At 67.9% G+C, this 14,018-nt stretch carries 10 protein-coding genes and 1 other RNA gene; 5 read left to right on the top strand and 6 right to left on the bottom strand.

Annotated features, from left to right (window positions below; genetic code table 11):
• Position 1: 1 nt before the first annotated feature.
• The 4 genes from rsmH to AC51BJ_RS12150 all read right to left on the bottom strand — a co-directional run bounded on the left by rsmH (position 2) and on the right by AC51BJ_RS12150 (position 4,772).
• Positions 2–916 (bottom strand): 16S rRNA (cytosine(1402)-N(4))-methyltransferase RsmH, encoded by a 915-nt coding sequence (gene rsmH / locus AC51BJ_RS12165; protein WP_020163729.1) that lies wholly within the window; start codon positions 914–916, stop codon positions 2–4.
• A gap of 192 nt (positions 917–1,108) precedes the next feature.
• The gene (gene mraZ, locus AC51BJ_RS12160; protein WP_019919286.1) at positions 1,109–1,561 is read right to left on the bottom strand and encodes a division/cell wall cluster transcriptional repressor MraZ; all 453 of its coding nucleotides are present in this window, start codon (positions 1,559–1,561) and stop codon (positions 1,109–1,111) included.
• Between the two features lie 345 nt (positions 1,562–1,906).
• Positions 1,907–2,309: RNase P RNA component class A (rnpB, locus tag AC51BJ_RS12155), an RNA gene on the bottom strand.
• Positions 2,310–2,351: 42 nt separating this feature from the next.
• Positions 2,352–4,772 carry a putative bifunctional diguanylate cyclase/phosphodiesterase gene (locus tag AC51BJ_RS12150; RefSeq protein ID WP_430433123.1) on the bottom strand — a complete coding sequence of 807 codons (2,421 nt, stop codon included), beginning with the start codon at positions 4,770–4,772 and terminating at the stop codon, positions 2,352–2,354.
• Between the two features lie 271 nt (positions 4,773–5,043).
• On the opposite strand from AC51BJ_RS12150, the gene AC51BJ_RS12145 reads away from it, so the two are divergent.
• Complete coding sequence (locus AC51BJ_RS12145; protein ID WP_496280406.1) at positions 5,044–7,395, top strand: PAS domain-containing sensor histidine kinase; 2,352 nt, start codon at positions 5,044–5,046, stop codon at positions 7,393–7,395.
• Here the strand turns inward: AC51BJ_RS12145 and AC51BJ_RS12140 are convergent.
• Positions 7,319–8,899 (bottom strand): NAD(P)-binding protein, encoded by a 1,581-nt coding sequence (locus AC51BJ_RS12140; protein ID WP_496280388.1) that lies wholly within the window; start codon positions 8,897–8,899, stop codon positions 7,319–7,321. The genes AC51BJ_RS12145 and AC51BJ_RS12140 overlap by 77 nt on opposite strands.
• Positions 8,896–10,476, bottom strand: coding sequence for a polyamine aminopropyltransferase (locus tag AC51BJ_RS12135; protein WP_496280387.1), 1,581 nt, complete (start codon positions 10,474–10,476; stop codon positions 8,896–8,898). The genes AC51BJ_RS12140 and AC51BJ_RS12135 overlap by 4 nt, the downstream gene beginning before the upstream one ends.
• 58 nt (positions 10,477–10,534) lie before the next feature.
• Between AC51BJ_RS12135 and AC51BJ_RS12130 the strand changes: the two genes are divergently transcribed.
• The 4 genes from AC51BJ_RS12130 (at position 10,535) to speD (ending at position 13,984) form a co-directional block, all read left to right on the top strand.
• Positions 10,535–10,936 carry a DUF350 domain-containing protein gene (locus AC51BJ_RS12130; protein ID WP_019919281.1) on the top strand — a complete coding sequence of 134 codons (402 nt, stop codon included), beginning with the start codon at positions 10,535–10,537 and terminating at the stop codon, positions 10,934–10,936.
• 11 nt (positions 10,937–10,947) lie between these two features.
• Complete coding sequence (locus AC51BJ_RS12125; RefSeq protein WP_430433126.1) at positions 10,948–11,970, top strand: SPFH domain-containing protein; 1,023 nt, start codon at positions 10,948–10,950, stop codon at positions 11,968–11,970.
• Positions 11,971–11,984: 14 nt separating this feature from the next.
• Complete coding sequence (locus tag AC51BJ_RS12120) at positions 11,985–13,466, top strand: DUF4178 domain-containing protein (RefSeq protein WP_496280405.1); 1,482 nt, start codon at positions 11,985–11,987, stop codon at positions 13,464–13,466.
• Between the two features lie 146 nt (positions 13,467–13,612).
• Complete coding sequence (gene speD / locus AC51BJ_RS12115) at positions 13,613–13,984, top strand: adenosylmethionine decarboxylase (RefSeq protein WP_430433127.1); 372 nt, start codon at positions 13,613–13,615, stop codon at positions 13,982–13,984.
• The last annotated feature ends 34 nt before the right edge of the window (positions 13,985–14,018 follow it).

Below are 14,018 nucleotides of genomic sequence, written 5' to 3'. Positions count from 1 at the left end.
GTCAGGCCACCTTCTCGGCCACGCGCAGCGTGGCGCTGCGCGCGCGCGGATTGCGCGCGACTTCGTCGTTGCCGGCGCGGAAGCGGCCGATCAGTTTCATCGTTGGCTTCGGCAGCTGGTCGGCACGCAGCGGCAGGTTGCGCGGTGGCTGCGGCGGCGAGGCCTGATCGGCCATGTAACGCTTGACGATGCGGTCTTCCAGCGAGTGGAAGGAAATCACCGCCAGCCGGCCGCCCGGTCTGAGCGCGGCCAGCGCCTGCGGCAGCACTAGCGACAGCTCTTCAAGCTCCTGATTGATGAAAATCCGTAGAGCTTGAAAGCTGCGCGTCGCCGGATGCTGGCCCGCCTCGCGCGTGCGGACAGCGGCCGCCACGATCTGGGCAAGCTGGTATGTGGTGTCGACAGGCCGCTCGCTCCGAGCAGCAACAATCGCCTTTGCAATCGCTGAAGCAAACCGTTCTTCGCCATAGTCCCTGATGACCTCCCTGATGTCTGCTTCGTCGGCGCGGGCGAGCCACTGCGCCACTGTTTCGCCCCGGCTGGTGTCCATGCGCATGTCCAGCGGTGCGTCCTGCCTGAAACTCATGCCGCGCGCAGCTTCGTCGAGCTGTGGTGACGACACGCCGATATCGAGCAGCACGCCATCCACGCCGTGCACGCCCAGTTGTTCGAGTACTGCGCCCATTTCCGCGAAGCGCGCGTGCACCAGCGTGAAACGCGGGTCGGTGATGGCCTGACCGGCGGCGATGGCGGACGGATCGCGATCGAGCGCGATCAGCCGGCCGCCCGGACCCAGGCGCGCGAGCAGCGCGCGGCTGTGCCCGCCGCGACCGAAGGTGCCATCGACGTAAACGCCATCGGGACGCACCGCCAGTGCGTCCAGCGCCTCGGCGAGCAGTACGGGGATGTGCTCCATCTCAACCCCGCCCGGACGTCTGCGAGGACGGAAGCGCCGTCTGCCGGGCCACCCAACGTGCGGGCGTTGCGCCGTCGGAAGGCAGCGAACGAAGTGAGCGTGGGGGCACGAGCGCCGCCCGCCGGGCCGTCCCAAGGGCGAGCGCCGCCCCCTTGGGGGGCAGCGAACGAAGTGAGCGTGGGGGCACCATTCTCAGAGCCTGAAGGAACTGATGACTTCAGACGGCAGGGGCACTGCGCCCTCGCGGGCGTCACGCGCAGCCGCTTCGGCGTTCCAGCGGCCTTCATCCCACAGTTCGAAGCGGTTGCCACGGCCGACCAGCATGACGCCCTTGGTCAGGCCGGCGCGCTCGCGCAGGTCGGCGCCGAGCAGCAGGCGGCCGGCGCGATCGATGGACTCGTCGCGCGCATTGGCGGTGAAGCTGAGTTTGAAGTCGTTGCTGGCCTGATCGAGATCGGGCAGCTGGTCGAGGCGGGCGAGCAGGGCCTCGAATTCGGGCAGCGGATAGAGAAGGATGTGCTCGCGGGTGCGCGCCGTCATCACCACCTCGCCCTCGCACATGTCCATCAGCTTCTTGCGCGGACGAGCGGGGATGACGATGCGGTGCTTGTCATCCATGGTGAGGCGGGTCGTCCCGTAGAACATGCGCGTGCCCGTGTAAGCCCGTCAGCGGCGACGGGCTGGAGTGGCGGTCAGAGTTGTCTTTCCCACAATCACTCCACTTCTTATCCAATATTGCTCCACTTTAGCCATCAAGCGACGGGTGGTCAATAGCTGGAATGCGCTAAATCTATTTCTGCAACAAGGACTTAGCGGTAATATTCCACAAAGTCGTGAAATAAAAACCCTTTGTTTTTAATGGGATAGAAAATGAACTGAATGTGCGGTGTGAACAGATGCCCGCGCCATGCCGCTTCGTGGGGCGAAGTGGACGAAAGTGGGGCGGGTGTGCAGCCGAGTGGGGAAATGCGGGAGACTGACGGGGGCTGGAGTGGAAGTCCGCCTGTAAGCCGGGTTCTGTTGTGCGCGTGCGCACCGGCAACCATTCATCTGGGCGACGTGTTACCACGCCGCTCGAGCAGCCTACCCGGAAGCGACGCGAGCCGCGTCATGGCTTCCCTATTTGGCCTTGCCCCGGATGGGGTTTTGCATGCCGTGCACGTTGCCGCACACGCGGTGGGCTCTTACCCGGCGTTGCCGCCCGCCCGAAGGCGCACCATTTCAACCTTGCCTGTGCCTTGCGGCCATCGGCGGTATGTTTTCTGTTCCACTTTCCGTCGCCTTGGGCCGCGCTTTCGCGCGGCTTGCTGCGCCCGGCCGTTAGCCGGCATCCTGCTCTGCGGGGCCCGGACTTTCCTCCGCGCTTGCGCGCCGCGGTTGCCCGGCGGACTTCCGGCGCGGATTCTACCGCACCGCAGCCTGCGGCCCCGGACTATCAGGCGTTTGCCGGCTCGGTCGCGGCCTTGTGCAGTGTCGCGAACGTGTCGGCGTCCACCGCCGCGCTGAACAGGAAGCCCTGGAACTCGTCACACCCCTGCTGCAGCAGGAAGTCGCGCTGCGCCGCGGTCTCGACGCCCTCCGCCACGACCGAACGCTGCAGGCTGTGCGCCAGCGCGACGATGGCGCGGGCGATCGAACAGGCGTCCGCCTCGTCGGGCAGATCGGCAACGAAGGCGCGGTCTATCTTGATGCAGTCGATCGGGAAGCGCTTCAGGTAGGCGAGCGACGAGTGGCCGGTGCCGAAATCGTCGATGGCAATGCGCACGCCGAGCGCGTTGAGCGCATGCAGCAGCTTGACCGAACGCTCGGGGTGATCCATCAGCAGGCTTTCGGTGATTTCCAGTTCAAGCGCGTCGGCCGCCATGCCGCTGTGTTCGAGCACGCGGCCGACCTGGTCGGCAAAGCCGCGATCGGCCAGCTGACGGGCCGATACATTGACCGACACGCTGATCGGCGGCAGCCCAGCCTGGCGCCACGCTGCGTTCTGGCGGCAGGCGGTTTCGAGTACCCACAGGCCGATCGGCACGATGAGGCCGGTTTCCTCCGCCATGCCGACGAACTGGCCCGGCGGCAGCAGGCCGCGCTGCGGGTGCTGCCAGCGCAGCAGCGCTTCGCAGCCGACGACGCGCGCCGCGCCGCCGGCCACGCGCACCCGCGGCTGGTAATGCACGACCAGTTCGCCGCGTTCCATCGCCTGGCGCAGATCCGCCTCCAGCGCCAGCTGCTGCGACGAACGCCGGCTCATGTATACCGAGTAGAACTCGTACTGGTTCTTGCCCTTTTCCTTGGCGCGATACATCGCGAGGTCGGCGTTCTTGCGCAGGGTCTGCACGTCCTGACCATCGGTCGGGTACTGACTGATGCCGATGCTGGCGGTGACCGAGTAATCGCGTTCGTCGATGGCGATCGGACGACCGATCTGTTCGAGCACCTTCTGCGCAACGGCAGCTGCCTCGCTGTTGGCTTCGATGCCTTCGATCAGCACGACGAACTCGTCGCCGCCCAGGCGGGCGACGATGTCGGTGTCGCGCAGCGAGGCGCGCAGGCGCTGCGCGACCTCGACCAGCACCAGATCGCCAGCGTCGTGCCCCAGCGTGTCGTTGATGATCTTGAAGCGGTCGAGGTCGATGAACATCAGCGCGAGCCGCGTGTCCAGCGCGTGTGCGGCGACCAGCGCGCGCTGCAGTTCGATCTGGAACAGGGTGCGGTTGGGCAGGCCGGTCAGTTCGTCGTAATGGGCGAGCTGGCGAACGCGCTCTTCCGCGTCGCGGCGTTTGGATACGTCCATCACCGTACCGTCAATGATGACCACCTCGCCGCTGGTGTTGCTGACCGGATTGCCGCGCTCGTGTATCCAGCGTTGGCCGCGGCCCGGGACCTGGATGCGGTACTCGGCCTCATACGGCCGGCCCTCGCTGCACGCCGCCTTCCATGCCGCTTCGATGCGACCGCGGTCGGCATCGGCAATGCGGTCGAGATAGTCGCCCCAGGCGGGCATCCAGCCGCCGTCGTCGCCTCCGAGCATGCGCCGCGCCTGGTCCGACCACTCTGTCTGCCCGCGATCGACGCGGTGCGACCAGCTGCCTACTTCGGCGAGACGCTGAGCCTCGCGCAGGCTGGCTTCGCTCGTTCGCAGATCGAGTTCGACCTGCTGCGACTCGCGCAGCATGCGTCGCGTCAGCATCACGCCGACGACCAGCGACAGGCTGCTGACCACCAGCATGGCAACATTCAGGCCGCGGTGTATGCGGCGCGAAATGTCGCCGAGTGTCCATGAGAAGCGGACGGCCACCGACTCCAGTGCGTCATTGAGCTGGCGCACGCGCAGGGTCAGCACCGTGCGCTCGTCGGCCGTCAGGCCGCCTGCGCTGATCTGGCTGTGGGCGACGCGCGCCACGGCGTCGATCTCGCCGATCAGCCGGTCGCCCTCGGTCCACAGATCGATCGCCTCGCGCATCGGTGGCGCCCAGCGGAACCAGACGAACAGGCGGATGAGGCTGGGCACGTCGCCCGCGTCGTTGCCGCCATCGAGGAAGCCTTCAGCTGCTGCAGCGCGGTCAGGGTCCGGGCGGTCGAGCGCTTCGCGTGCCCGGCGGTCACCGAGCGTAACGCCGATGTTGCGGCGGTAGTCCGCGTAGTCGGCCTGGTCGCCCGAGGCGACGTAATTGAGCAGGTGCATCACCGCCGCCTTCTGCCCCTTGCTCCACAGGCTCTCGCCGCTGACATAGGCGCGGGCGCCGGACATGATTTCCATGCTCAGCGCGGCCAGGGCCAGCAGCAACAGCACGATGGCGATCAACGGCCACAGCAGGAACAGACGATTACCCGGCGACAGGCTGCGCGCGTTCGCGTCCATGCGGTGGCGGAGGCGTCTGTCGTTCTGGATATGTTTTGGCTGCGGGGTGTCGGCGGACGGCAAATGCCCCTCCTGCATGTCCTGATGCTGATGGGCAGTCTAGCGCGCTGGCGCCTCGGCGCGCATCGTGCATGGCGATTTCATGCGCCGGACCCGGCTGCGGTCCGTGATGCCTTTCACATCGTCCGGCCGTTCCGGCCAAGGCTCAAGATTCGCCGCTCGGCGGCCGTTCAATACAGGTCGCCCGAACCCCGCTGACCTTAACGTGCCGATGCGCTCGCTGTTCCATTTCGGTCGCCATGTCGCCCGCCACTGGCTGGCCTACCTGCTGCTCGCACTGACAGCCGGACTGCTGGCTGCCGATCTGTCGCATCTGTTCGGCGCCGCGGTGCGCGCGCGCTCTGCGGGATCCGGCGTCGCGCTGACGCTGGTGCCGACCCTGATCGCCTGCGTCGCGCTGTGGGCGGCCGGGACGAGGCTGGACGCCACACGGCGCGAACTCGATCACCTGCACGGCGTGCTCGAACGCGCGCAGACGCTCGGACGTACCGGCACCTGGGAACACGAGGCAGGGGCTTTCGACTGGTCGCCGCGGGCGCTCGCGATTCTCGGGCTGGACGCGACCCGCGTACGCGGTTTCGATGATCTGCTCGGCCATGTTGCCGTCGAGGACCGGGGGCAGCTTGAGCGAGCCTGGCGCGCCGCGCTGGCAGGTGCGCGTCACCGGACCGAGGTCTGTCTGACCGACGGGCGGGGTGATGTGCGCCGGATTCTGTTCGAGGGCCGTCTGGAGTCTGGACAGGAGGGCGACACGCCTCGTCTGGCCGGCATCGTTCAGGACATGAGCGAGCCTTACCGGATGCAGGGCGAGTTGCGACGCGCGATGCGCTACCAGCGGGCGCTGCTCGACAACTTCCCTTTCATGGTATGGCTGAAAGACCGCGATCTGCGCTTCCTGGCCGTCAACCGGCCGCTGGCCGAGGCCGGCGGGCTGGCCCACCCGGACGATGCGCGCGGCCTCGACGACGACGATCTTTGGCCGACCGAGCAGGCGATCGCCTATCGTGTCGAGGACATCGAGGTATTGCAGAGCCGGGCACCCAAGTATTCGGAGTCGGTCATCGACAGCGGTGATCGGCGTCACTGGTTCGAGGCATGGACGGCGCCGGTGCTGGACGAGGACGGCGGCTTGCTGGGCACGGTCGGTTACGCGCGCGACATCAGCGAGCGCAAGCGCGTCGAAGCCGCGCTGGCGCGCAGCCGCGACCAGTTCGCGATGCTCGGCCGGCTGCAGGCGCGCTTCATCGCCGGCGAGCCGGCGGATGCAGTGTGCGCCGGCATGCTCGACATCCTGTGCGAGCTGTCCGGCTGCGACGACGGCTTTCTCGGCGAAATCGCCCGCGACGCGAACGGCACGGCGCACATCGGCCTGCTGGCCTGTCGCGAGACCGACTGGCTCAGCGAGCGCGCCGACCTGATCGAAGGCGTGCTCGGGGCGAGCATTCACGGCTGCTCGTCGGGCAGCATCGTCGCCGCCGGCGCCGACTCGGCGGCCGGGCGCGGCCTGATCTGCGTTGCCGTCACCCGTGGCGAGCAACTGACCGGGCTGATCGGCCTGGCGGCCAAGGACGGTCGTATCGACGACGAACGTCTGGCCAGCGTGCAGGCTGCGGCCAGCACCTTCGGCCTCATTCTCGAAGCCGGCCTGCGCCAACGGGCGCGCCAGCACGCCGAAGCCGAACTGCTGCGCCACCGCGACCGGCTGACCGAGCTGATCGAGGTGCAGCTGAAGGACGGCGCCGCCGCGCAGCGCCTGGCCGAGCTGGCAAATGGCGCGAAGAGCGCCTTCCTCGCCGGTGTGTCGCACGAACTGCGCACGCCGATACACGCCATTCTGGGCTTCGCCCGCATCGCGCTGCGCGGTCGCCCTCCGTTGTGCGACGTCACTCGCCATCGTTTCGAGGTGATCCGTGAAAACGGTGAGCGGCTGCTCGCTCAGGTCGATGAGCTGCTCGATCTGTCGCGTATGGGTAACGGCACGCTGCGCCTGCAGCGCAGCCTGTGCGCAGCGCATGAAGTGCTCGACGAGGCACTGCGCGCCAGTGCTGGTGCGCAGCAGATCTCGGTGACGCCGCAGACCGGCGGCGCCGATGTGGCGATAGACGCCGACCCGGTGCGGCTGCAGCAGGCTCTGCGCACAGTGCTCGACCATGCAATCCGTCGTTCATCGTCGGACAGCCCGGTCGACGTGCAGCTATCGGCCAGTTCGCATGACGGACGCGGCGGCGTGACGATCCGTGTGTGCAGCAAGGGCCCCCACCTGACGGAACGGGAACTGAACAGCCTGTTCGATCCGTTCGGCCCGGCTGCGATACAGCGTCCGCCCGGTGGCGGGACCGGCGCCGGCCTCGCCATCTGCCGCGAAATCGTGAACCTGCACGACGGCCGGGTCGAGGCGCGCACGCTCGACGCGACCGACGCGGCGGAAGGCCTCCTGCAGATCGACGTCTGGCTGCCGGCGGCTTCGCCGCAGGCGGGTGAGCTGCTCAGTGGCGACCCAGTACCATCCGCGCCGCTCGATCGCCCCACCACGCAGCCTCCTCGAACAGCGACAGACCGCTGACATCGGCATGGGCGTGCAGCACGCGCCCGTCGCGGTCACACAGGGCGCGCGCTGGCGCGTCGATGAACCCTGGTTGCGGTATCGCCATCGCGTGCGCGCGCAGCACCAGTTCGACCGCACGGATGCGGCGGCGCCAGCGCCCGTCGTAGGCGAGGTCGAGGTCGGCGAGGGCGAGCTCCAGCAGCGCCGCGTCGTCGGCCGAGGCCAGCCAGCGGCGGGCCTCGTCGGCGCTCGTCCAGCCCGACTGATAGGCGGTGAACACCGTTGCCGGTGGGCGGGCGACACGGGTGAGTTGATGCGTCGCGACCACATAACCGAGGCCGCGACCATCGTGCACCACGTTGTCCCACGCCAGATCGACACCCGCCCGCTCGTGCGGAAAGCCATCGAGCAGCACGTTGGCGACCAGCCATGGCGCGGTGGGTGGCAGCGCTTCGCGCGGCAGAGCGACCGCCAGTTCGGGGTCGATGCGGCGGGCGACGTGCAAAGGCATCGCGCAGATGGCATGCCCGGCCTGCAGCAGCAGGCTGCGCCCGTCGGGCGCCAGCACCGTGATGTTCACTCCGCTGCGTCCGGCCCGCAGCTGCACGGCGTGCCCGGCCAGCGTCCGCGTCGCGCCAAGCTTTCTGCGCAGGCCGCCGGTCAGCGCCGACAGGCCCTGCGGCCAGGTCAGTACCGTGCCGGCCTCGGCGTTGCGGGCTTCGCCGCGCCGGCTGCAGAAGTAGTGCAGGCCGGCCCAGGCCGAGATGGCGCCGGCCGGCGCACCGTAGTCGTCGCGCATCGCATAGTCGATGTAGCGGCGCAGCGCCGGGTGGCGATGCGATTGCGCATCGAGCCAGGCGGCGAAGCTGACGCGGTCGAGTGCACGCAGCGCGGCATCGCGCGAACAGGCGGCCAGCGGCACGGTGAAGGCGAACAGACCATCTGCGCCGCGACGTGCCGCCCAGTCGCGCATCGCCGTCTCGAAGCGATCGGCCGCGGCTGCGTCGTCCACCGTCGATCGCGGCAGCAGGCCCTCGTACCAGATGCCACCGGCCAGCGTGCGCTCGGCGGCCGGATGAACCAGCGCCTGTTCGTCGTATTCGGGTGCGGCGTCGCGCGGATCGCCGCGCAGCACGCCGAGGTCGGCCAGCATTTCACGCACGTGCATCGCATCGCGGCCGGGCAGCGGCAGGTAGTGCGCACCACGTGGGCAGGCGAGGCCGCCGAGCGCGCCGGCGGCGGCGTTGCCGTCGGGTTCCGGGCCATCGACCAGCACCACGTCGCGCTGCCCCTCGCGCGCCAGCCGCCAGGCCGCACTCAGCCCGGCGACACCGGAACCGAGGATGGCGACCGCGCAGCGCAGTTCGCCGGAGGGTGGGGGCACGGCGACGGCGTCGCGCAGTGCATGGCCTTCGCGCATGCCAGGACGCAGCACAGTGATCGTCTGCGGCGTACGCGCGTCGCCGCAGGCGGCGAGCAGCGGCAGACTGGCGGCGGCGGTCAGGAAGCTGCGGCGCTTCATCGCATCTGCCGTGACCAGTCTTCTTCGAAGTAGTGCACCAGCATTTGCGTGTTCAGCCGATTCGGTTCGACCGCCGGCGCGCGCATGTCCGGCGGGAAGTCGAACATCTGCGCCAGCGTGGGTGCGTCGAGGTGGCGCAGGCCGGCGGGCAGGTCGAGCGGCGGCCGGTAGCCGGCGTCGCGGCCGGCGATGATGAAGCCCCAGTCGCCGAAGCTGGGCACGTTGGCGTGATAGGGCGCGGTGTTCAGGCCGGCTTCGCGCAACGTCGCGTCCACGCACCAGTAGGCGCGCGGCGCATACCAGGGCGAGGTGGACTGCACAACGATCAGACCGCCAGGCGCCAGCTGGCGCGCCATCAGACGGTACATGGGCACCGCGTACAGCTTGCCCAGCGCGTAGTGTGACGGGTCGGGAAAATCGGCAACGATGAGGTCCCAACCCGGGCCCGGCGCGGTCTCCAGCCATTGCGCGGCGTCGGCGTTGACGGTGCTCACGCGCGCATCGCGCAGCGCGAAGCCGTTCAGCGCGGCCAGTGCATCGGTGTCGCGGAACAGCCGGGTCATCGCCGGATCGAGTTCGACCAGCGTCACCTGCTCGATCTGCGGGTACTTCAGCACCTCGCGTACCGCCAGTCCGTCGCCGCCGCCCAGCACCAGCACGCGCTTGGCCTGCGGCAGCGCCGCCAGTGCCGGATGTACCAGCGCCTCGTGGTAGCGGTGCTCGTCGCGGGTCGAGAACTGCAGGTTGCCGTTCAGGTAGAGCCGTGTGTCGTCCTGCCAGCGGGTGAGCACGATGCGCTGGAAGGGCGTGGTTTCCTGATGCACGATGGCGTCGCCATAGAGGCCGGCTTCGGCCGCGTCGGTCAGTTTCTGCGCCCAGGCCAGTGCGGCCAGCAGCACCGCCAGCACCAGCCAGCCGCGCAGCATCAGCGCCCGCGCCTGTGGCAGTTCCGCGCGGTAGCGACGGGTCACCCACAGACCGATGCCGGCATTGAGCAGGCCGAATACCACCGCCGTGCGCGCCAGCCCGAGCAGCGGCGCGAAGACCAGCGGGAACAGCAGGGACACCACCAGCGCGCCGAGGTAATCGAAGGTGAGCACCCTGCTCACCAAGGCCTCGAAAGCCTGTTTGCGCTGATGCAGCAGGCGCATCACCAGCGGGATCTCCATGCCCACCAGTACGCCGATCAGCAGCACGATGGCGTAAAGCGACACGCGGAAGGGGCTGCCCGCCCAGGCGTAGATCAGGAACAGTGCGCAGGCGGACAGGCCGCCGAGCAGGCCGACCATCAGTTCGATGTCGATGAAACGGGCCAGCACCGCGTTGTCATCGACGTACTTCGACAGGTGGGAGCCGATGCCCATCGCGAACAGATAGGTGCCGATGATGGTGGAAAAGCGCAGCACCGACTCGCCCAGCAGATAGCTGGCGATCGCACCAGCGATCAGTTCGTAGGCGAGGCCGCAGGAGGCGACGACGAAAACCGCGACGATCAGTCCGGGGTGGGGCGAGCCGGCGTCCGTGCCGCGTGTCTCGGTGCCATGCAGATCGGGTTCGGGGCGGGATTGCGGCGGCATGGGGCAGCGGCTAGAGTGCGTGCGCACAGAACGCACAGAAGGTTGGAGACGCGCAATCATGCCGCAACTGCCGGTGGATCAGTTCTACCTGTACATGAAGCACCTGCTGTCCGGGCTGATCATGGTCGGCCTGTTCGCGGCCGTCTATGTACGCTTCACGCCCTTCCACGAAATGCCGCTGATCCGCCGCGGCTGCACCGCCGCCGCACTGTCGCTGGCCGGCGCCATCATCGGCTTCTCGCTGACCGTCGCGTCCAGCATCCTGCACAACGACCACTACCTGATGTTCATCGCCTGGGGCACGCTGGCGGCGGTGGTGCAGATGGCCGCCTATCTGCTGATCGAGCGCAGTCTGCCGGAAATGAAGGCGGCGATCGAAGCGAACAATGTGGCGATGGGGGCGCTGATGGGCACGGTATCGCTGGTGGTCGGCGTGATCAACGCCGCCTGTCTTTCCTAGAGGAGTTGACGATGGGTATCGGGGATTTCATCAAGAAACAGTTCATCGACGTACTGCAGTGGAACGAGGACGGCGATGGCGTGCTGGCCTGGCGCTACCCGATGCAGGACTTCGAAATCCAGTACGGCGCGAAGCTCACGGTGCGCGAGTCGCAGATGGCGGTGTTCGTCAATGAAGGCAAGGTGGCTGACGTGTTCGGTCCCGGCCTGCATACGCTGAACACGAACACGCTGCCCATCCTCACCTACCTGCAGAACTGGGACAAGCTGTTCCAGTCGCCCTTCAAGAGCGACGTCTACTTCTTCAGCACGCGCCTGCAGCTCGGCCGCAAATGGGGCACGCCGCAACCGGTCACGGTGCGCGACAAGGATTTCGGCATGGTGCGGCTGCGCGCCTTCGGCATGTATTCGTACAAGCTGGCCGACCCGAAGAAGTTCTTCACCGAGATCAGCGGTACGCGTGATACCTACACGGTCGAAGACCTCGAAATGCAGCTGCGCAATCTGGTCGTATCGACCATGAGCAGCACGCTCGGCAATTCCGCCGCGCCCTTCCTCGATATGGCGGCCAATCTGGGCGTCATGTCGGACGCGATGAAAACGGCGATGGCGCCGGTGTTCGAGCGCTACGGCGTGGCGATCGACAACTTCGCGGTGGAGAGCATCTCTCTGCCGGAAGAACTGCAGAAGGCGCTCGACACCCGCATTTCGATGGGCATGGTCGGCAATATGGCCACCTACACGCAGTATCAGACCGCCAATGCGATTCCGCTGGCGGCGCAGAACGAGGGTGGGCTGGCGGGCATCGGCGCCAGTCTGGGCGCGGGCCTCTCGATGGGGCAGGTGATGACCGAGGCGATGCGCAGCGCGCAGGCCGGCGCTGCGACGCCGGCGCCGGCGCCGGCTGCACCGGCAGCCGACGCGCCCGAAGTGCGGCTCGGCAAGCTGAAGTCGCTGCTCGACGGCGGGCTCATCACCCAGGCCGACTACGACACGGCCAAGGCCGAAGTGATCAAGCAGATCACCGGCGGCTGAGTTTCCGCGTGGCGATGTATCAGGCGGCCTGCCCCGGCTGCGGGGCGCCGGTCGAATTCCGCTCGGCTGCCTCGCGCATGGCGGTGTGCGGCTACTGCCGCACGACGCTGCTGCGCGACGCCGACGCCGTGCGCGACATCGGCAAGCAGGCGGCGCTGATCGAGGACCACTCGCCGGTGCAGATCATGACCAGCGGCCAGCACGCCGGTCAGGGTTTCACCGTCGTCGGCCGCATCCAGCTGCGCTACGAGCATGGCGTGTGGAACGAGTGGCATCTGCTGTTCGACGACGGCAGCAGCGGCTGGCTGGGTGATTTCGGCGGGCAGTTCGTGCTGACCCGGCCGGATGGCGATGCGGTCGGTCCGCCGCTGTTCGACAAGGTCGAGCCCGGCAACCGCTGGTCGCACGGTGGCGTGTTCTGGCACGCGGCGGATATCCGCAAGGCCGAATGCGTGGCCGCCGAGGGTGAGCTGCCCTTTCCGGTCGATGCGCGCTGGGTGGCGCGCGTCATCGATTACCGCCATCGCGACGAATTCCTGACGCTGGACTATTCCGATCTGCCGCCGGTCGCGTATCGCGGCAAGGCGGTCACGCTGTCCGCACTTCGTGCGCAGCACCTGCGTGACCCGGACGCGGTGGTGTCGCGGGCCGGCCGGCTGCATGGCGGCGTATCGACGCTCATCTGTCCGGTGTGCGGCGCGCCGGCGGCGGTGGTGCCCGGCGCGACCCAGCACCTGACCTGTCCGTCCTGCCGCTCGCAGATTTCACTGGCGGCCGGGCAGGCCGAAGTGGTGCAGCGGGAGGTGGCCGACGTCACAGCGGTGGGTGCCACGCTGCAGGCAGGCGAAACACTCACCATCGACGGTGTCGCTTGGCGGCTGATGGGGTGGATGCGCAGCGGCGTGCCCGACGACGCCGCTGAACCCGACTGGTACGAATACCTGCTGTTTGCGCCGATGCACGGTTTCCAGTGGCTGATCGAAACGCAGGAGGGCTGGCAGCAGGCACAGGTGCTGGACGACTGGCCGGAGTCCTTCACCGACACCTCGGTCGAATTGCGCGGCCTGCGTTACACCCGCCGTTACCTCTATCGCGCGGAAGTACGGGCGGTGGTGGGGGCCTTTCCGTGGTTTGCGCGCGTCGGTGATCGCACCGAGATTGGCGAATACGTGAGCGGAAAGTGGGTGCTCAATCTGGAACGGGGCGCGCATGAAATGGGCTGGTCGCAGGCCAAGCCCGTGGAGACCGATACCGTGGTCAGCTGGGCCGGCCGCAAGCTCGCCACGATCGCGCGCGGCCGACGCGCGGCCGAGGTCGCGCCATCCGGCGGCGGCAAGGCGGCGCTGCGACCGGTCGCCTGGGTGTTCACGGTGCTCATCGTGGTGATGAACCTGCGCTACATGCTGCCCTTCAACGTCGATGCAATGATGGTGACCGGTGTTCTCGTGTTCCTGCTATGGATACCGACGCAATCCGGCGACGAGGGAGAAGGCTGAACCATGGGGCGCCTGGCATTCGGTCTTTATGCGATGGTTCTGCTGGTCATCAGTCTGGCCATCAATGGTGACGACGATGACGGCGGTCGCTCGCGCTCCTATTCGTCCGGTTCAGGGTCCGGCTCGTCCTGGGGGTCGGGTCACAAATGAGCGTGCCACCGATCGGCCTGCACGTGCTGCTCGACCTGCATGGCGTCGAGCCTGATCTGCTTTCCGACCTCGCGCGGATCGAGGGGGTGCTCGATGAGGCGGCCCGTGCGGCCGGCGCTCATGTCCTCGGCGGCCATTTCCACCCTTTTGGCCCCGGTCTCGGCGTGACCGGCGTGCTGCTGCTGGCCGAATCGCACATCAGCATCCACACCTGGCCGGAACACGGCTATGCGGCGGTGGATGTGTTCATGTGCGGCAAGGCCGAAGCCATGACGGCCGCCCGGCTCATCGGCGAGCGGCTGCAGGCGCTGCGCATTGAGCTGCGTGAGTGCGCGCGCGGTCTGCGCGACGGGAGACTCACCGGCTGAAGACGACAGGCGGTTTCCGGACTGCCACGGCGAA

Source organism: Methyloversatilis sp. S146-33, assembly GCF_059552495.1.
The sequence above is the reverse complement of the archived record's forward strand: the minus strand, read 5'-3'. Positions and strand labels throughout refer to the sequence as shown.